The following is a 20,272-nucleotide window of genomic DNA, read 5'->3' on the forward strand; positions in this document are numbered from 1 at the left end:
TCCCTGAGAGGAGTGTTCATCATGGACGAAACTGTTGAAGTTCAGGAGCATCAACAGGCAGAGGACGATGTATATCGAACGATGTTTGCTGAGTATCCCGATATTGTAGGCGTAGACCAGCTATGTGAAATGCTCGACCTGAAATACAAGACGGTATGCAAGTTTGTCAGAGAAGGTAAGATACCTCGGATGCCTGATGGTCGCAAGATCAGAGTGGCAAAGATCGAGGTCATAAATTACGTTCTGCAACGCGCACAAAACAAGCCGTGAAAACCAGGTCAATGCGCCGAAAATAGAGAATTGCGGTTGGTAGGTCTTGCATTATATTACGATTCGCGCTATAATTGAGTTGTCAACAGCAGACTTCTACCGCTTTCAACGCAAGGAGGAAATAATAATGAAAGCAAGTCTGCCTTATAAGTACATCACTTCCGTGAAGAACGGAAAACAGTATGTTGTCTTTGATTTCAAGGATAAAGTGGGAAAGCGTAAGCGCAAGTGGGTGTCAACGGGACTGCCTGAGAAATGCACCAAGAAATCTCTCAACGAAGCTGTCGAGGAGATCGTAGCTGAGTTTGCAGAGCAGTGGAACAATAATCAGGTCGTGCTCAGTATCAACCGCAAGAACGATAGTGACGCCGAAAGTGATGAAAACATCATCGTTAATAAGGAACTTAACAGTTTCTTTTCCGATTGGCTCACTGCGATCAAGGCGAATTCTGCCAGAACCACATTCCAGTGCTACAAGAGAAATGCAGAGCGTTTTGTAAAATACATGGCTGTTCATTATCCTGATGTGACGCTTGCCGACCTGAACCATACACATATCCAGGCTTACCTCAACCATAAAATGGACGAGGGCGTTAAGGGAAGTACAGTCAAGCAGTATTACCTTGCTTTGCATTCGGCTTTTGCCTATGCAGTAAAAATGGAAATGCTGACACAGCACCCTATGGACAAGATGAGCGTACCGAGAGCAGACAGACATGAGGCTGTCTTTTATAATGTAGACGAGCTGAATGAATTGTTTGAGGTATTCAAAGGTCACAAGCTGGAGCTTATCGTGCATATCGCAGCATACTACGGTCTGAGAAGATGTGAAATTCTTGGATTGAAGTGGGATTCAATCGACTTCAAGAAAGGTACTATCACTATCGAACGCAAGGTCGTAAGCGATTATGACGAAAGTGGACAGCCCAAGCTCTTTGTGGAGACAAGACTGAAAACAAACTCTACAAGAAGAACACTTCCGCTGATTCCTCATATCAGAGATATGCTTCTCGAAAAGAAGGATATGGATAAGCATCATAAAAAGCTCTGTGGTAAAGATTATATTACGGAGTTTGAAGGCTTTGTATGCTGTGATCCTTATGGAAAGCTCATCAGTCCAAACACGGTCACTCATGATTTTCATCAGGTGATCAAGAAGAATGGAATGAAGATGCTTAGATTCCATGATCTGAGACATAGCTGTGCGAGTCTTTTGCTTGCAAATGATATTCCAATGAAGGCGATTCAGGAATGGCTCGGTCATGCAACATTTAATATCACGGCAAATCTTTATAGCCATTTGGAGTATCATGCTAAGGTCACTTCGGCTGAAACCATTGCAAGGGTTCTCAGCGGCAAAAAGGAAGATGCTCCCACCAACACAAAGGAGACTGCGCCGGAAGAAGCATCTAAGAAGTCAAACAGCAGAAAAAAGAAGAAAGATACCCCTGCGTACAAGTCACAGACCGCAGCCGTGTAATTATATAATATACTGTGACAAAACCGAGGACGAAATAGAAAGAATCGAAAAAGAGCGATTTTGGTAGAAAAATTGGTAGAAATTTTTGGTAGAAGTCAATTATATGATTTCACGGAAGCTTCGCAAATGCCGTAATACCGAAAGAAAAAGCGTATAAAACGAAAAAGTTCATATAATGCGCTGGACTTTGTCCCGATTTTATGGTATAATGTATACATAAAAACAGATAAGAACAAAAGACAACAGGACAGCAAGATAACAAAGAATAATACGCTCATGCTATACCCTTATGGGGAGAGTGGGGCTGTTTTATCCGTCTGGCTGCTGTCAGGCGGATTTTTTTTATGCTGTTTTGAAAAAATCACAAACGGAGGTATTGCAATGACCACGAAAAAAAGGATATGCACTGTTATAATAGTGCTTGTTATCGTCTGCGCAGTGTGTGTGGGAGGCTTTTTCGTATGGAAAAAGACCGGCAAGGGAGGCTCAAAAAGCTCACAGAAGGTATATGTGCAGAAGGTATCGTCGCTTAACACAGTGTCGGACTTCAAGCTTTCTAATTGCTCGTTTTTGGGCGTTGTTGAGGCGCAGGAGTCTGTGGACGTAAAGTATGACAGCTCAAAGACGGTGGACGAGATACTTGTTAAGGACGGTGACTCTGTTAAAAAGGGTGACAAGCTTCTTACATATGACGTTGAGGCTATAAACCTTCAGCTTGAGCAGGCTAAGCTTGAGGTCGAGAGGCTTCAGAACGAGATAACCTCAAACAAGAGCCAGATAGCTGAGCTTGAAAAGGAAAAGAAAAACGTTGATCAGGACGCCGCTGTGTCATACACGACACAGATACTTTCTTTGCAGAGCGACATCGCCAAGAACGAATATGACATAAAGGCTAAAAACGTTGAGATCAAAAAGCTGGAGGTTTCCACAAAGAACGCATACGTCACCGCTTCTATTGACGGAACTGTTAAGAACGTCAAGACGGTGGACAAGCTTCAGGAGGACGGCGGCGACGTTATAATGCAGATAACAGAAGAGGGCGACTACAGAATAAAGGGCAGATTCAACGAGCAGAACAGCACTGACATCATGCAGGGCGTTTCTGTTATCGTAAAGTCAAGGCTTGATGATTCCACTTGGAAGGGCGAGATAACTTCTGTTGACACAAGTCCGCAGAAAAATTCTGACGATATGTACATGTACAGCTACGGTTCAAGCGATGAGATGAGCCAGTCTTCAAACTATGCTTTCTATGTTAAGCCTGAGAGCTTTGACGGACTTATGCTCGGTCAGCACGTTCTTATCGAGATAGACAACGGACAGGACACTTCTATAAACAAGACGGGCATATGGCTCTATTCCGACTTTATCTGCAAGGACGGCAAAAAGAACTACGTCTGGGCTAAGAACGAGGACGGAAAGATAGAAAAGAGATATGTTGAAATAGGTCAGAAGGACGAGGATAACGGTGACTGCGAGATAAAATCAGGTCTTGAAAAAGGCGATTATATCGCATACCCTGACAAGTCTATCGAGGAGGGCATGACGGCTACCACAAATGAGGCTGACGTGTCTGTTCCGCCTAATGACCTTGACCCGAACGACAACACGGACGGTGACGATAATATCGAGGGCGGTGACGAGGACATCGTTTATGACGGAAGCGATGAGGACGGCATGGCTATAGACGAGGATATGCTTGCAAGCATGACGGACGAGGAGATAGAAGAATACTTCAACAAGCTTTACGGTGAAGAGGAAAATGCAGAAAATGCAGACGGTGAGAATGCCGACGCTGCTGATGCTGACGCAGCTTTCGCTGAATAAGGAGGGCTTGCAATGGTATTTGAACTGAAAAATATCTACAAGGATTATTTGCAGGGCAAGGAAGCTGTGCCTGTGCTTAAGGATATTTCCCTTGAGGTCTCAGAGGGGGAATATGTGGCGATAATGGGTCCGTCAGGCTCGGGAAAGTCTACGCTCATGAACATTATAGGCTGTCTTGACAAGCAGACAAAGGGTAGCTTTGTTTTTGACGGCTGTGACATTATGCAGGCAAAGGATAGGAAGCTTTCGGAGATAAGAAACAAGAAGATAGGTTTTGTGTTTCAGAACTTTAATCTGCTCCCTAGACAATCAGCACTTGAAAATGTGGAGCTTCCGCTGCTTTATGCGGGGGTAGGCAAAAGAGAAAGACGTCAGAGAGCAAAGGCGGCTCTTGAAAAGGTGGGGCTTGCACAGAGAATGATGTTCAAGCCTACTCAGCTTTCAGGCGGTCAGAAGCAGAGGGTGGCTATTGCAAGGGCGATAGTCAACAATCCAAAGCTTCTTCTTGCAGACGAACCCACAGGCGCTCTTGACACAAAGTCGGGCGATCAGGTAATGGAGCTTTTCAAGGAGCTTAATGACGACGGTGTTACTATCGTTATGATAACACACGAGCCTGACATTGCAAGATGTGCAAAGAGGATAATGTATATCCGTGATGGCGAGCTTCATGGAGAAAAGGCAGGTGAGCAGGAATGAAAAAGGTAATAATAACACTCCTGTGCATAGCTATCCTTGGCGGAGGCGGATATGCGGGAGCAATGAAATATAAGAAAAATCAGGACAAGAAAACTGTTGTGTCGGTAGTTCCTGTTGACCTTATGGCGGAAACTGCGGATAGTTACGAGTGGGACAGCTCAGTGAACATGGACGGGCAGATAGTTTCTGCCAATGCTCAGAGAATTACTCTTGACAACGAGAAGCTTGTTAAAAAGGTGTTTGTAAAAAAGGGCGACACTGTGAAAAAGGGCGACACTATACTTGAATATGACATGACGGTGGTGGAGCTGGAGCTTTCACAGAAAGAAAATCAGGTAAAGGTCTGCGAGCAGAACATCAAAATGGCTGAAAAGGAGCTTGCTAAATATAAGCTTTTAAAGCCTTCTGAGGACGCACCGCAAGAGCCTGACGATCCAGATCCTGAGCCGGAACCAGAGCCGGAACCAGACCCAGAGCCAACTCCAGATCCTGAGCCAACTCCTGAGCCTGTGGAAACTGTGGACGTTGTAAAGGCTGTTTTCCAGACGAAAAATGCAGGCACAAAGGACGATCCTTACATTATAAACTGCAACAGGAACACAAAGGTATCCAGAGCGTTTCTTGATAGGATAAAGACAACGGGGACTTATGCGGAGCTTTGCGTTTATGATGATAACTCAAACTTTATATACAAGTGGATAGTCAACCGTGAAACAATTGGCAAAAAGGCGCTTGCAGACTGGACAGTTTCGCAGGGGATAACTGAGGATAAGGAAAGCGGTACGCTTTCTCTTGACACTTCTGTGGAGCAGTTCGGCAAGTTCTCTATCGTTTTGCCTGCAGGCTCGGACAGCAGTGATGACAGTGCTGACGATAGCGATGATACTGATGATATCGACAATGGCGGTGATGTGGATATACCTGATAACGGTGATTATGATGATAATGACGCTGGCATAGATGTCACTCCTGCTGACCCGTCACAGACGGGCGGTACAAATTCAGGCTCTGAGGACTATATGCACAGCCGTGCAGAGATAAAGAAAATGATATCAGAAAAAGAGGACGAGATAAAGAGCTTAAAGCTTAACCTTAAGTCTGCAAAGCTTGACTACAATGACGCTTTGAAGAAAAAGACAGACGGCAAGGTAGTGGCTAATATCGACGGAGTCGTTAAAAAGATAGGCACTGTAGGCGACGCTGCCGCAGAGGGTGATAATTCGGACGATGGTGACGACAAAGACGATATGGACATTACAGACAGCAGCATGGACTACAGTGGTGACAGCTCTGATGATGACGTTTTCGCAATAATCGAGGGCGAGGGCGGAGTTTCCGTTACTTTTAGTGTGGGCGAGCTTAATCTTGACAGAGCGGCTGTGGGAAACACTGTTATGGTGAACTCATACAACACTGGAATGAGCATTGGCGCTGAGATAACAAAGATAAGCAGCGAGCCTACGTCATACTCGACAAACAACTGGGGCGACAATCCTAACAGCTCCACCTACACTATAGAAGCTAGGCTCAGCGACAGCACGGATTTCAACGTGGGCGACTGGGTAGGCGTTTCATTTGTGAATGACACCACGACCAGTGACAGCGTTTATCTGCCTATACATTATGTAAGGCAGGAAAACGGAAACTACTATATAATGAAAGCCGACAAGGACGGCAGACTTGTGAAAAGCTACATAAAAACAGGCAAGATAATGTATGGCACTAATATCGAGGTCAAGGGCGGACTTTCTATGAAAGATAAGATATGCTTCCCATACGGCAAGGACGTCAAAGAGGGCGTAAGGACAAAGGAGACCGACAAAGTCCTTTATCCTGAGTATTAAAAGGGGGCGGATAATATGATAGAAAATATCAGACTTTCATTTAAGGGAATACTTTCACATAAGATACGCTCGTTTCTTACTATGCTTGGTATCATTATCGGTATTGCGGCTATCATTGCTATAGTTTCCACTATCAAGGGTACAAATGAGCAGATAAAGAACAATCTTATCGGCGCAGGAAACAACACTGTGAAGATCCAGCTTTCAAATGGCGACACTGTTTGCGACTTTTCTTATGAAGCGCCGCCGTCTAATGTGGCAATGTTCACATCGGACACTAAAAAACGTATCAACGAGCTTAAAGAGGTGGAGTCAAGCACTTTTTACCGCACAAGAAACAATCCTGACAATCTGTTTTATCTTAACAACAAAATGGATTCGTCAACTATATACGGAGTAGACAAGGATTATTTTGACACTGTTGGATACGAGATAGTTGAGGGAAAGGGCTTTGCGGAGAGAAACTTTACCAAATTTGACAAGGTGGCAGTGGTAGACAAGACGCTTGCAGAGGGCCTTTTCCAGGGTGAAAGCCCTGTGGGAAAGGTCATAGATATAAGTGGCGAGCCGTTCACTGTAATAGGCGTGGCTGTGAAAAATTCAAACTTTGAGCCTGTTATAAGCTCAGTGGAGGACTACTACACATACAATCAGACATCAAGCGGACTTATCTTTATCCCCACAAACGATTGGGGGATAGTTTTCCGCTATGACGAGCCAGAAAACTGTATCGTAAAGGCTGTGGACACGGACTCGATGACGAATGCGGGCAAAAAGTCGGCGGATATTCTTAACGAGAACGTTTCGACTGTAAAGGGCGGAAGCAAGGAAACCAGCGCTTCTGTGGAATACAAGAGCGATAGCCTGCTGGAGCAGGCGAAGTCATTGCAGGATCTGAGTTCATCGACTAATAAGATGCTTATATGGATAGCTAGCATCTCACTGCTGGTAGGCGGTATAGGCGTAATGAATATTATGCTGGTGTCGGTAACAGAGAGAACGAGAGAGATAGGACTGAAAAAAGCACTGGGAGCAAGGAAAAAGAGAATTCTTGCACAGTTTTTGACAGAAGCGGCAGTGCTTACGAGCATAGGCGGAATAATCGGAGTGCTGACGGGCATAGGGCTTTCGCAGGTAATAGCGAAGGTAGCGGAAGTGCCTGTGGCGATATCCTCGGCGTCAATAGTAGTGTCGGTGGTATTTTCAATGGTAGTTGGAATAGTATTTGGACTTATTCCGTCCATAAAGGCGGCGAAGCTCAATCCTATCGACGCTTTGAGATATGAATAATAAGCTATAATAAAGCGGTGTCGGAGTGTAAAGCTCTGACCCGCTTTTGTTTGCCTACACAGCTTTATGATAAATCAAACCTTAACGCTTCGATGTGGGGACGTCGGGGGCGCCGTCCCCTACATTTGGGTGCAGTGTTTATACAATGTAATAATCAGTAGGATCGTGAAAAAATGAAACGGGCGAACACTGTTCGCCCCTACAGTTGGTCTGTGCGGAAAACAAAAAAGCAGGCGGAGATCAATTCTCCGCCTGCTTGCGTTTGTGTAGATCAGAAAAGCGACTTCACCGCTTCACATATCTTCTCCGCTATATATGGATTGTTCATGGTGTAAAGGTGTATGCCGTCTACATCATTGGCGATGAGATCTACTATCTGCGATACCGCATAGGCTATGCCTGCATCTCTCATTGCTATTGGGTCGTTCTCGTATTTGTCCATTATCTTTAGAAACTTCTTCGGCAGGGTCGCATGACAAAGAGTTGTCATTCTAAGTATCTGCTTTTTGTTGGTCACAGGCATTATTCCTGCTTCGATAGGCACGTTTATCCCTGCTATGGCTGTTTTTTCTCTGAAATCGTAAAATGTGCTGTTGTCAAAGAAAAGCTGGGTGATAAGCTGTGAACAGCCTGCGTCTACTTTATCCTTCAGGTGCTTTATATCATCTACTATGCTGTCGCACTCCGGGTGACATTCAGGATAGCATGCGCCTATTACGTTCATGTCGCTGTGTTCTTTTATGAAAGATACAAGGTCGGAAGCGTAGTGAAAATCACCTGCCGGCTCAAAATCAGGGTTTCTGTCACCTCTCAAAGCAAGTATGTTCTCAATATTCGCAGACTTCATCTCTTCAAGTTGCTCTAATACTCGTTCCTTTGTCTGATAAAGGCATGGAAGATGTGCCACCGACTCTATCTTGTGGTGATTTTTTATAGCCGAGCATATGTCGATAGTTGCATTGTTCGTGCTTCCGCCTGCTCCGTATGTTACGCTGATAAAATCAGGGTTAAGTGGCTGGAGCTGTGATATTGTGCTGTATATGCTCTCAACAGGCGTTGAACTCTTTGGTGGGAACACCTCAAAGGATAATGTTGTCTTTTTCTTGAAAAGCTCGCAGGTCTTCATTTATTTTCCTCTTTTCTGTTATCTATATAAAAATATATTTTTTATTTTTCTGCAAAGTACATTATAACACAAAATTCCTAGTAAATCAATAATTTTTATTTTATAGTCTATCATAGCTTAAAACTATATCGAATGGAGATACAGGTATTATCTTGAAAAATCAAGCTGAAAAAGGTGGCAGTCGGTGAAATTTGTGTGTAATGCTTGATTATTGGCGAAAAGTATGCTATACTTTACTCATTGAGCAGATAACAAAAACAGCAGAGAAAGGCGGTTTTTTGTTGAATAACAGAGATCAGTTCAAAAAGATACTTAACTATCTCAGCGCACTTGTTATAATCTGTGCCTTTATGAAGTGCTTCGACACGGTTTGGAACAACTATTACAACAAGGCGATGCGTGACCCGTTCTGGCATAATGGTAACATTCTTATGGTGGCTATCTATGCGGTGCTCTATATATCCATGGCAAAGACCTTTAACGGCTTCCGTCTTGGATATGATAAATTCACGGGGCTTTTCGGCTCGCAGGTGCTGGGTGTGCTGGGTGCGAATTTTATAGAATTTATACTCGTTTCTCTTATCGGACGAGGCAGGCTCAACATAGCGCCCATACTTGTTATGACGGTAATTCAGGTGGCCATAGCCTTTGCGTGGAGCTATGTTTTCACTTGGATATATCAGGCGGTATACCCTCCACGGCGAATGATAATCGTTTATGGAAACAAGAACGCTAAGTACCTTGTTTCAAAAATGAGCGTGAGAAATGACAAATACAGGATATGCGCTTCTATAAGCAGTGAGGAGAGCCTTGAGGATATCGAGCGTGAGATATTAAAACACGAGGCTGTTATAATCTCGGATATCCCAAATGACCTGAGAAACAAGCTTTTGAAATTTACTTTTGAAAATTCTATCAGGACTTATATAAACCCTAAGCTGTCAGATATTATCGTAAGGGGTGCGGAGGATTTCCACATTTTCGATACGCCCCTTTTGCTGGCGAGAAATGACGGCTTGCGCTGGGAACAGCGTGCGGTAAAGAGAACGCTAGATATTTTGTTGTCAGCAGCAGCGCTTGTTATCGCTTCGCCGTTCATGCTAGTGACGGCTATTGCAATAAAGGCTTATGACGGCGGTCCTGTGCTTTATTCTCAGAAAAGGCTCACAACAGGGGGCAGGGTGTTCAAGGTATACAAGTTCAGAAGCATGATAGTTGACGCTGAAAAGAAAAGCGGTGCGACCCTTGCAAAGAAAAATGACAGCCGTATCACTCCTATAGGAAAGCTTATAAGAAAAGTAAGGATAGACGAGCTTCCGCAGCTTATAAACATACTAAAGGGCGATATGTCGTTTGTAGGACCTAGACCTGAGCGGCCTGAGATCGCGCAGAAGTATGAAAAAACAATGCCTGAGTTCAAATACAGGCTGAAAGTCAAGGCTGGACTTACGGGCTATGCGCAGGTAATGGGAAAGTATAACACTACGCCTTATGACAAGCTGAAGCTTGACCTTATGTACATAGAGCATCAGTCGCTTATGCTTGATCTTAGAATATTCTTTATGACGGTAAAGACCTGCTTTATACCAGAAGCCACTGAGGGCGTAAAGGATTCAGCTCCTCTTGAAACTCACCGTGACAGGATAGAGCATGACAACAGCAAAGACGAAAAGAACAGCGAAGAGATAAAGCTGTGATAATATGAAAATGCAGAGGGCGGATCATTTTCGCCCTCTTTTTTGTATTGTGTGTAGGGGCGACCTGAGGTCGCCTGTGTTCAGAAATGCAACGTCACACCCAAAGCGAAAAAGTTTGTCTTATTGCAAATTTAGCAGGCGAACAAAGACGGACGAACACTGTTCGCCCCTACATTTATCAACAAGTAACAAAAGAGCAGAACGTGAAAATGCGTTCTGCTCTTTTTGCATATATGACTTATGACCCCTAGACCGCCATGGTGGTCTTGAATTTAAGGCTTATTTTGTCTGCGATAAGTGCGATAAATTCGCTGTTTGTGGGCTTGCCCTTGCCTGTGTTTATTGTGTAGCCGAAGAAGCTGTTGAGGGTGTCGATATCTCCTCTGTCCCATGCTATCTCAATGGCATGGCGTATGGCTCTTTCCACTCTGGAGGGCGTTGTTGCGAATTTTTTTGCCACTGCAGGATATAATAGCTTTGTAACGCTTTCAAGCATTTCCTTATCGTTCACGGACTGTATGATAGCTTCCCTGAGATAGTGATAGCCCTTGATGTGGGCAGGGACGCCTATCTGATGGATTATGTCTGTGACGATTATCTCAAGGTTTATGCTCTGCTTGTTTTTCGTATAGCTTGAGTCGGAGGATATATCGGTGTCGATATCCAGCATGGACTTTATCCTCTCGCCAAGTATCTTTATGTCGAATGGTTTGAGCATGAAATATGATGCTCCAGCGTTCATGACCTGTGTTTCTATAAATGAGTTCTCATAGGCGCTTGTGATTATAAAAAGCGGTTTCTGATAGGACGAGTTCTGTATCTTTCTGATAAGCTCGATTGCGTCAAGGCTCGGCATCACTGCGTCTGCGATAACAACGTCCGGCTGTTCGTTTTTGATAGCGTCATAGATAGTAAGTCCGTCCTTGGGACGTGTTATCACGAAAAAGCCCATTGCTCTCAGTGAGGAAGCACATGCTACCCCGTACTGTGCCGAATCGTCGCCAATAAGAATTTTGATCTTGTTTGTCATTGTCATTTCCTCCGTCGTATAATCTGTCATTTTTGTTTGAGAGCGTTTGTTTTAACTCCCTTTCACAAGATAAATGATAACACATTTATTTGTTAAATGCAATAGTTTTTTAGAAAAATCGTCAACAAATTATCGACTTATTAATGCAAAGTGTACAAATATCAGTGCGTGAATATGTCAAAACAAGATAATTAAGCATTGTTCGACTGCAGATGATATTTTTCTCTATGCAAAGCCTTTTCATAAATCGACAGCGATCGGCAAAGGTCGCTAACCTGCGTTTTCTATGGTGCTTTCGGCAAGCTCTGAGGTCTTTGAATACATTTCGTCAGCGAAGATACCGTAGCCTTTGGCGGTGTCTTCGATAAAAACATGGGTCACTGCGCCCACGAGTCTTCCGTCCTGAATGATAGGCGAGCCGCTCATGCCCTGCAAAATGCCCCCTGTTTTTTCAAGAAGCGTCTTGTCAGTTATTTTGATAACAAGGTCATGCTCGGCAGAATCTGAGAGATTTATCTGCTCGATAGAAATTTCGTACTCTTTTGGTCCGTCATTGTCAATAGAGGAGAGTATTTTGGCTTTGCCGGGGTGTATCTCCTGACGGAAGCCGAGAGGAAACTCTTTTGCATTTGGGCAAGGGTTTGCATTCAGTGTGCCGAACACACCGCTTTCGCAGTTTTTCAGGATATCACCTGTGGAGGCGGAGTTTGCAAACTCGCCCAAAAGCTGTCCCGGACAGCCTGAGCGTGACTTGTTGAAGCCTGTGAGGTTTATTTCGCCAACTGTGCCTGCGGAGAGGGGGAGGGGCTCTTTTGTGTCTGCGTCGCATACGGGGTGACCAAGACCTCCGAAAGTTCCGTTTTCAGGGTCATAGAATGTGAGCGTGCCTATACCTGCGGAGGAGTCACGCACCCACATTCCCGCTTTATAGCTTCCGCTCTCAAGGCGTGGGCATAGCTTGAAGGTCAGGTCATTGCTTCCACGCTTTATGCGCACTGAGCAGGCTTCACCGTTTGAGCTTCTTATTATCTTTGCAACGTCTGCGTTGCTTTTGACTTTTTCTCCGTCGATAGATACTATAACATCGCCCTCTCTTATACCGCAATCTTTGGCAGGACTTGAAGAATCCACCTTTTGCAGATCGACTACCATTACGCCCTCTGTGAGAAGCTTTATGCCGAATGGCTGTCCACAGGGATAAAGCATTGGTCTTTCCATTGTCTTTGATTCAACCTCCTTGACTGGCACTGCCCCAAAAAGCATGAGCATATTTTTTGTGTATCGTGATGCTCCTGACGAACCGCCTGACACCGCCACTGTCACTTTGCTTTCGCAGGGCTTTGAGGATATGGTGAAAAAGGAGTTCACGCTAAGCTCGCTGCCCTTTGAAACAAGGTAGAAATCGGGGAGCGTTGTGGAATAAAATCCTATAAGACCAAACAGCCCCAGCAGTATTATCCCTGTGACGCAGGCTGTTTTTTTGAAAAATGACGACATTTTTTCACGTTCCTTTCTGTTTTTCTTTTCGCTTTTATTGTTGACCTGCTGAGAAATTTAATTCAGCCGTCGGCACAAGTATTATTTGTCTTGGAAAGCCTTTTTCAATTTTATTCTGCCTTCTTAACAGTGCAAAGGAAGAAAATTTCATTTGTATGTGTTGAATTTCGTGGCATACTATGATATAATAAAATATCTGATGAGAAAACTATGATACGATAATATTTTAATACATAAAAGAGGTACATTATGTCAAAAAAAGACAGACTTAAAGCACAGAAAGAAAAGCAGGACAGGCTCAGAAAAGAAGAGGAGCTTGAAGAACAGAGAGAGCGTGAGGAAGCCAGAGAAAGGCAGAGCCGCTCAGCGAAAAAGATGATGAAAAAGGCGAAACGCACAAAACCAAACGGTGAGCCTGTTTATTATCTTATTTTGAAGCTTCTTATGATAGTGCCGTTTGCGTATTCGGGATTTTTCTACGGCGGTGTAACTATCGTGGGCATCATGGGCAAGTATATAGAACCCGTTCCGCCAAAGTGGGTGCTGTGGGCAATGGCGGCAGGCGTTGTTGTTATGTTTGCAGGAATATTGTTTGCGTTTTTCAAAAAATATATCGTTTCCTTTATACTTAGCCTTGGGGGCATGATATCGTTTCTTAAAGCGGGCGGATATCTTATAAAAAGGATACAGGACAAGCTGAGCAATTCGGCTGTAGATCAGTCTTTGCAGAATATGGATAAGGAATATATGTGGAGATTTTATCCTATAATAGGTGTTGCTGTCATATCAGCGACTCTGCTCATCTGCACTATAATAAGAAAACTCATTGAGCGAAAAAGACTGCAAAGAGAGAGGGATAATGCTCCTGTTGAGAGCATTATCAACTGATTTTGGTCTGCGTTTTTGTGTAAATGTGAGATTTTGCAATATTCTATTGACTTTATGTCATAAAATGATATAATTGAATGAGAATGTTATCAGAGTTTATTTTAAGGAGTTCATTAAGAAGAAAAAGCGGTGAGAATTTTGAAGAAAGCAGTTACACTTATAGATATAGCCAAAGCCTGTGACACAAGTAATGTCACTGTGTCAAAAGCCCTTGCAGGAAAAAGCGGAGTTAGCGATGCCCTCAGAGAGAAGATAAAGCAGGTCGCTGACGAAATGGGTTATGTGGGCGTGAAAAGCACTCAGAACAGGGGAGGTAATACTATCGGTGTGCTTATCCCATCAAAATTCATTAATCCTAACGGTTCATTTTATTGGGCATTGTATAACGCTATTGTAACAAGGCTCAAAAAAGAGAATATGTTCTGCATAATGGAAAATCTGGATCAGGAGGATGAGGACAGGCTCATGCTCCCGCATTGTATCAAGGACAAGCAGGTTTCAGCACTTATTTCACTGGGACAGCTTTCAAAGAATTATGCAAAGCTTCTTAATGACAATGTGAAAGATCTTGTACTGCTTGATTATTATGTGCCGTCCTTAGACTTGGACGCTGTTGTGACAAATGGCTACAGCGGAGGCTACAAGCTTACTTCATATCTTATAAAAATGGGTCACAAGAAGATAGGATACATAGGAAGTAAATTTGCCACAACGAGTATTTTTGACAGATATATGGGCTATGTAAAGGCTATGATAGAGCATGGCTATGAGGTCAACGAAAAGTGGCGTATCGACGATCGTTACAAGCGTGATTTTATCACTATGACTTTCCCTGAGGACGATATGCCAACGGCTTTCGTGTGCAACTGCGACGAGGCTGCTTACCGTGCGATAAGACAGCTCCGTGGCATGGGATATAACGTGCCTGAGGATATTTCCATTGTGGGATATGATAACTATTTGATCTCCGAAGTTTCAGACCCGACTATCACGACTATAAACGTTGATGCAGATTATATGGCGGACCTTGCGGTAATGACACTTATGGATAGAATGGAAGAACCTGACGGCAAGCCAAGGATAATAACTATCGAGGGTGACCTAGTTATAAAGGACTCTGTGAAGAGAATATAGTGCGCTTTTATTAGCAAATATAACAAAAAGATCAACATAGTGTTTGTTGATCTTTTTTTGTTTTGCTATTGACAAATAAGTAATTTTAAGTTATAATAGACCTGTACTTATTAAGTGCACCTTTCTAATCTATGATTTTCTATTGTTTGCGACATGACCCCGTTGGTTGTGTCGGTTGTCTGATCTTGGCGACAGTCTTTGTTAAGACTGTCGCCACTTTTTTGTGCATATTGCTAAAATTCAGGTCTTAAAGTTTATGTTTGTTTACAAAATTGAGATTAAAAAGATATTAATTTCTAAAAAGATATTGACTTAATTTTATTTAGGCTGTATACTTAATATTGTCGTTGGAGACAAATTAATTTACTTAATAAAATTAAGCTAATTCGGAGGTTATCAAGTATGAAAGCAAAGAAGATATGTGCCGGTGCAATGGCACTGGTTTTGTCAATGGGAACAATGAGTGCGTTCACAGGCTGCGGAAGCTCTACAGATTCAAGCAGCAAGGCTGTTACACCTGAAGTATCGCAGGCTGATATCAAAGACTCATTCGACGCAAAGGGTGCAAAACTGGAAGTTCTTACGAACAGAACTGACAGAAAAGAGGACGGCAAGCTCGACGCTCTCACAGACAAGTTTGAGGAAGCTTACAACTGCACAGTTGAATACACTGCATACAAGGACTACGATACAGATGTAGCAACAAGAATGGGTACAGATGATTACGGCGATGTTCTTTGTATCCCTTCAAGCCTTAAGCTTGAGGAACTTCCTACATATTTCGTATCTCTCGGAACTTATGACGAGTTCAAGGACACATATCGCTGGTCAGACAAGAAGATGACGGCTGACGGCAATGTTTACGGACTTGCGGTAGGCGGAACAGCTACAGGCGTTCTTTACAACAAGAAGATATGGGAGCAGGCTGGTATCACAGAAACTCCTAAGACTCCTGACGAGTTCCTTGCAGATCTTCAGCTCATCAAGGATAACACAGACGCTATCCCTTACTACACAAACTTCAAGGATGCAAGCTGGACTATTACTCAGTGGCAGAACCTTGTTATTTCAGCAGCAGGTGGTGCTGACGCTGAGAACAAGCTTCTTCAGGATAAGAGCGACCTCTTTGTAGAGGGCAACGGCTATTATGAAGTATACAAGCTGATGTATGATCTGTTCTCAAAGCCTGACCTTCTTGAAGAAGACCACGCTAACACAGAGTGGGAGTCATCAAAGGTATGGTTCGGCGAGGGCAAGATCGCTACAATGGTAATGGGTTCATGGGCAGTTTCACAGTTCATGGAAAAGGCTGAGAACCCTGACGATATCGGTTATATGCCTGTTCCTATCACAGCAGCTGACGGAAAGGTATACGCAGAGGAAGGCCCTGACTATACTCTCGGCGTAAGTGCAAACTCCAAGAATCAGGATCTTGCAAAGGCATATGTTGAGTGGTTCGTTTCTGATTCAGGTTTCTCTGAGCAGGAGGGTATGATCTCAACAGTTCAGAACAAGGAGCTTCCAAGCACACTGTCAGGATTCAAGGACGCTGTATTCTTCGAGAAGGCTGTTTGTCCGGATGACCTCGTTGGTAAGTTCGACGAGATCGACAAGGAGTCAGGCGTTGGCGTATGGCAGGGCGACGAGGACAACTTCAAGATCAAGCTTGCTGAGGCAGCATTCGCAGGCAAGGGCGACGACGGTTTCAACGAGATCATCGCTGATGTAAACAAGAAGTGGGCTGCTGCAAGAGATAAAGTTCTCGGCTAAGATCTAAGATAAATCCCTTATCAGGTACAGGCATTGTTCCTGTGCCTGATAATTGTGTTCAGGAGGACCTCAAATGCAAAACGGCAATAGAAAAGGCATTGCACAGTGGTCAAAGACTTATGCGGGTAAAAAGTTCTATACTTCTATACTGTTTCTTGCACTGCCGATAATCCTGCTTGTAACGTTTACCTTTATCCCTGCTCTGGATATGGTCATATTCAGTTTTCAGAACAGAGATCCATACGGCACTAACCCTACATATGCAGGATTTTCAAATTATGTAACGATATTCACTGACAAGGACTATCTTGAAACTTTCAAGAACAGCCTTTATTATCTTGTTGGTTCATTCATTCAGCAGGCACTGGCTTTGCTGCTGGCGTCTATCCTCTGCTCAAAGATAAGAGCAAAGGGACTTTTCAAGGGAATACTTTTCTTCCCTTATCTTATGAACGGCGTTGCGGTATCTATCATATTCCAAAGATTTTTCCTCAAAGGTCAAAAGGGTCTTACCCCTGACGGAACGCTCAACACTATCCTTACCACACTGGGTCTTGACCCGATACTGTGGTTCGATGTTGACAGGCCGTTTCTTGCAAACTGCTGCTTGGTGTTCATTTCCATATGGAAATACATAGGCTTTGATATCATCATGTATATCGGTGCTATCCAGTCTATCAGCCCTGATCTTTATGAGGCGGCTGACCTTGACGGTGCTAACCCATGGCAGAATTTCAGATATATCGTATTTCCAAGCATAAAGCCTATCATCTCATTGCAGCTTATCCTTGCTGTAAAGGGTGCTATCTCAGTATTCGAGATACCATATATCACAACAAAGGGCATGATGGGCACTACCACATTCGTTATCAAGACTATCAACACAGCGTTCTCGCTGAAAAAGGTGGGCCTTGCTTCGGCAATGGGTATCGTGCTGCTTATCATAACGATAATCGTAACGTTTATACAAAAATACTTCTTCCGTGAGGACGACAAGACCCCTAAGGAGAACAAAAGGAGCAGAAAGGGGGCTGTGAAATAATGGCACAGAATGAAAACAAAGATTCAAAGCCGCTTTATATCGGCTCAAGGGTACTGAACATTATCAAGTATGTTTTTCTTATACTCTGTTGTCTTATAGTAATAGTACCGATACTTGTTGTGCTCATAGGCTCGCTGAAAACCTACAAAGAGCTTTCAAACACCACGGTGTTCACTCTTCCGGAAGTGCCTCAGTGGGAGAACTTCAAGACAGCGTTTTTTACACAGAACATTCTTCTTGCATTCAAAAACACGGCTATAATCATTGTTGTATCCTGCGTTGGTTCGATAATAACAGGTACGATGACGGCTTATGTCGTTCAGCGTTTCAACACCTATTTTTCAAGAGTAGTAAAGACAGCGTTCCTTATTGCAACGCTTCTGCCTAATATCACAATGCAGGTAACGGTATTCCAGATAGTTTACAAGCTTGGTCTTTACAGATCTATGCTTGCACCTATCATTTTGAATATCGGTACTGATATCATTTCTATCTATATTTTCATTCAGTTTTTGGGACAGATATCATATTCCCTGGACGAAAGTGCTATTATGGACGGTGCTTCTTATCCAAGGGTATATTTCAGCATAATTCTCCCTAACCTCAAGCCTGCAATAGCAACAGTGCTTATCATCAAGTTCGTTGGTATCTACAACGATTTCTACACTCCAAAGCTTTATATGCCTGATGATGACCACGTTGTTATCTCAACTGTGCTTTACAATCTTATGAATGCCACTTCTGTACAGTGGGAGGTAGTTTTTGCGGGAATCGTAATTTGTATCATTCCGACTCTTATTATATTCCTCTTACTGCAAAAGTACATCTACAGCGGACTTGTTTCGGGAGCTGTAAAAGAATAAGCTTTATTTCCATTTTAATTTCCTTACCATAGCGGGCGGTATGACCTTTTAGGAGGTCGATACCGCTTTTGCTTTATAGGCAAACAAAAAAAGCGATGAGCCTTTTGCAAGGTCATCGCTTTTTTATATAGAGAGTATTGTTATCTTGACTTAGTTGAATTATTCTGCAAGAAGCTTTTCTGCACTTGCAAGCTTAACTGCTGTAGCAAACACGTCGGCTGCAACTTTAAGCTCGCTCTCAGGCGGGAATGTAGGAGCAATTCTGATGTTTGAATCGTCAGGGTCCTTTCTGTAAGGGTATGTTGCACCTGCACCTGTGAGGACTACGCCTGCCTCTTTGCAAAGCTGACAAATTCTCTTTGCACAGCCGTTAAGAGCGTTGAAGCTTATAAAGTAACCGCCGTTTGGCTTCTCCCAGCTTCCGATTCCCAGAGGTGCTATCTCCTTTTCGAGAGTGTCAAGAACTATCTTGAACTTAGGCTCGATTATAGCTCTGTGCTTCTTCATATGATCCATAAGATTTTCATATGTGCCGAAGAACTTAACGTGGCGGAGCTGATTTATCTTGTCATAACCGATAGTCTGAACTGTCATCATAGATTTGAGGTACTTGATGTTCTTTTCAGATGACGCTATCATTGCAACGCCTGCACCGGGGAATGTTACCTTTGAAGTGGAGGCGAGCATATAAACTCTGTCAGGGTTGCCTGCCTTTTCGCACTCGTCAAGAATGTTGAGAAGTGTGTCAGGCGTATCAGAAAGGTGGTGGATACAATATGCGTTATCCCAGAATATCTTAAAGTCCTTAGCCTTTGTTGTCATGGCTGCAAGACGCTTTACTACTTCGTCAGAGTATGTTGTACCTGTAGGGTTAGCGTACATTGGAACACACCATATACCCTTTATAGTATCGTCCTCAGCAACGAGCTTTTCTACCATATCCATATCAGGACCGTTTTTGTCCATTGGAATGTTTACAAGCTCAAAGCCCATTTTTTCTGTTATAAGAAAATGTCTGTCATATCCAGGAACAGGGCAGAGCCACTTGACTTTTGTGTCCTTCCAAGGCTTTTCACCGTCGCCTGTGCCGAAAAGCATGAACTTTGCGATAGTATCATACATGATGTTAAGGCTTGAGTTTCCGCAAATGATAAGCTCATCAGGTGTTACGCCAAGCATAGGAGCAAAAAGTGCCTTAGCCTCAGGCAGACCGTCAAGACCGCCGTAGTTTCTGCAATCTGTACCGTCCTCAGCGAAACAATCCTCGCTGCTCTTTACTGCTGTGAGCAGACCCTCTGTCAGGTCGAGCTGTTCGGCAGACGGCTTTCCTCTTGCCATGTTCAGCGACAATCCCTGAGCCTTGAAATCGTCATATTCTTTCTGGACTTCCGCCTTGAATGCTGCCAGTTCCTCTGCAGACATTTCTGTTAGTTTCATATCAATGTCCTCCACTTGTAAATTATAAATTATAGTACACTATTATACAGAACAATTCGGCAAATCCCGACTTTCGCCGCACTCTGCCGAATGTATCCGATATCCTTACTTATATTGTATACCCTTTTCACTGTTTTTGCAAGTGCTTTTTTCTATTCTTGCAAAAAATCAGAAACTTGCACGAATATGCTTATGCCAATGTAGTCATTATGGGCAACTTTTATAATTTACATTCAAAATACTGCCTGATATTTCATTTTTATCATGGACTGGGCGGAGAACGGACGTGCAGGCGGATAAAGTCGCATATTTTTAGTGCGATGCAAAAATATGAAACCAAGCAAACTGTTAATAAAATGTTAAATTTAAGAAGAATAC

At 43.4% G+C, this 20,272-nt stretch carries 16 protein-coding genes; 12 read left to right on the top strand and 4 right to left on the bottom strand.

Features of this window, described 5'->3' with window-relative positions:
- Positions 1 to 21: 21 nt before the first annotated feature.
- The 6 genes from AB5627_RS12005 to AB5627_RS12030 all read left to right on the top strand — a co-directional run bounded on the left by AB5627_RS12005 (position 22) and on the right by AB5627_RS12030 (position 7,410).
- Complete coding sequence (locus AB5627_RS12005) at positions 22 to 270, top strand: helix-turn-helix domain-containing protein (RefSeq protein ID WP_195221088.1); 249 nt, start codon at positions 22 to 24, stop codon at positions 268 to 270.
- Between the two features lie 127 nt (positions 271 to 397).
- Positions 398 to 1,750 carry a site-specific integrase gene (locus tag AB5627_RS12010; RefSeq protein WP_287214580.1) on the top strand — a complete coding sequence of 451 codons (1,353 nt, stop codon included), beginning with the start codon at positions 398 to 400 and terminating at the stop codon, positions 1,748 to 1,750.
- A gap of 381 nt (positions 1,751 to 2,131) precedes the next feature.
- A complete protein-coding gene (locus AB5627_RS12015; RefSeq protein WP_051706223.1) occupies positions 2,132 to 3,577 on the top strand; it encodes an efflux RND transporter periplasmic adaptor subunit in 1,446 nt (481 codons plus the stop codon).
- 12 nt (positions 3,578 to 3,589) lie between these two features.
- Positions 3,590 to 4,276 carry an ABC transporter ATP-binding protein gene (locus AB5627_RS12020; protein ID WP_022288690.1) on the top strand — a complete coding sequence of 229 codons (687 nt, stop codon included), beginning with the start codon at positions 3,590 to 3,592 and terminating at the stop codon, positions 4,274 to 4,276.
- Positions 4,273 to 6,120 (top strand): biotin/lipoyl-binding protein, encoded by a 1,848-nt coding sequence (locus tag AB5627_RS12025; RefSeq protein ID WP_368369866.1) that lies wholly within the window; start codon positions 4,273 to 4,275, stop codon positions 6,118 to 6,120. The genes AB5627_RS12020 and AB5627_RS12025 overlap by 4 nt, the downstream gene beginning before the upstream one ends.
- Positions 6,121 to 6,135: 15 nt before the next feature.
- Positions 6,136 to 7,410, top strand: coding sequence for an ABC transporter permease (locus AB5627_RS12030; RefSeq protein WP_289148441.1), 1,275 nt, complete (start codon positions 6,136 to 6,138; stop codon positions 7,408 to 7,410).
- Positions 7,411 to 7,681: 271 nt separating this feature from the next.
- Here the strand turns inward: AB5627_RS12030 and metF are convergent, their stop codons facing one another.
- Positions 7,682 to 8,536, bottom strand: a complete 855-nt coding sequence (gene metF / locus AB5627_RS12035; protein WP_022288686.1) for a methylenetetrahydrofolate reductase [NAD(P)H] — start codon at positions 8,534 to 8,536, stop codon at positions 7,682 to 7,684.
- 281 nt (positions 8,537 to 8,817) lie between these two features.
- Here metF and AB5627_RS12040 point away from each other — a divergent pair, with 281 nt between their 5' ends.
- Positions 8,818 to 10,233 carry a sugar transferase gene (locus AB5627_RS12040; protein ID WP_368369867.1) on the top strand — a complete coding sequence of 472 codons (1,416 nt, stop codon included), beginning with the start codon at positions 8,818 to 8,820 and terminating at the stop codon, positions 10,231 to 10,233.
- Between the two features lie 247 nt (positions 10,234 to 10,480).
- On the opposite strand, the gene spo0A is transcribed toward AB5627_RS12040, so the two are convergent.
- Positions 10,481 to 11,263: a sporulation transcription factor Spo0A gene (gene spo0A / locus AB5627_RS12045; RefSeq protein WP_022288684.1), complete on the bottom strand. Its 783-nt coding sequence runs from the start codon at positions 11,261 to 11,263 to the stop codon at positions 10,481 to 10,483.
- Positions 11,264 to 11,533: 270 nt separating this feature from the next.
- Complete coding sequence (spoIVB, locus tag AB5627_RS12050) at positions 11,534 to 12,760, bottom strand: SpoIVB peptidase (RefSeq protein ID WP_117856797.1); 1,227 nt, start codon at positions 12,758 to 12,760, stop codon at positions 11,534 to 11,536.
- Between the two features lie 249 nt (positions 12,761 to 13,009).
- Here spoIVB and AB5627_RS12055 point away from each other — a divergent pair, with 249 nt between their 5' ends.
- From AB5627_RS12055 to AB5627_RS12075, 5 genes are all read left to right on the top strand, one after another.
- Positions 13,010 to 13,648 carry a hypothetical protein gene (locus tag AB5627_RS12055; RefSeq protein ID WP_038670282.1) on the top strand — a complete coding sequence of 213 codons (639 nt, stop codon included), beginning with the start codon at positions 13,010 to 13,012 and terminating at the stop codon, positions 13,646 to 13,648.
- Positions 13,649 to 13,786: 138 nt separating this feature from the next.
- Positions 13,787 to 14,782 carry a LacI family DNA-binding transcriptional regulator gene (locus AB5627_RS12060; protein WP_368369868.1) on the top strand — a complete coding sequence of 332 codons (996 nt, stop codon included), beginning with the start codon at positions 13,787 to 13,789 and terminating at the stop codon, positions 14,780 to 14,782.
- Between the two features lie 402 nt (positions 14,783 to 15,184).
- Positions 15,185 to 16,552, top strand: coding sequence for an ABC transporter substrate-binding protein (locus AB5627_RS12065; RefSeq protein ID WP_022288680.1), 1,368 nt, complete (start codon positions 15,185 to 15,187; stop codon positions 16,550 to 16,552).
- Between the two features lie 73 nt (positions 16,553 to 16,625).
- Complete coding sequence (locus AB5627_RS12070; protein WP_022288679.1) at positions 16,626 to 17,594, top strand: carbohydrate ABC transporter permease; 969 nt, start codon at positions 16,626 to 16,628, stop codon at positions 17,592 to 17,594.
- Positions 17,594 to 18,457 carry a carbohydrate ABC transporter permease gene (locus AB5627_RS12075; protein WP_022288678.1) on the top strand — a complete coding sequence of 288 codons (864 nt, stop codon included), beginning with the start codon at positions 17,594 to 17,596 and terminating at the stop codon, positions 18,455 to 18,457. The genes AB5627_RS12070 and AB5627_RS12075 overlap by 1 nt, the downstream gene beginning before the upstream one ends.
- Before the next feature lie 159 nt (positions 18,458 to 18,616).
- On the opposite strand, the gene AB5627_RS12080 is transcribed toward AB5627_RS12075, so the two are convergent.
- Positions 18,617 to 19,894, bottom strand: a complete 1,278-nt coding sequence (locus tag AB5627_RS12080; protein WP_022288677.1) for an aminotransferase class I/II-fold pyridoxal phosphate-dependent enzyme — start codon at positions 19,892 to 19,894, stop codon at positions 18,617 to 18,619.
- Positions 19,895 to 20,272: the final 378 nt, after the last annotated feature.

It is taken from the genome of Ruminococcus sp. RTP21198st1_G1_RTP21198_201120 (assembly GCF_040924265.1).
Lineage (GTDB): Bacteria > Bacillota > Clostridia > Oscillospirales > Ruminococcaceae > Hominimerdicola > Hominimerdicola aceti.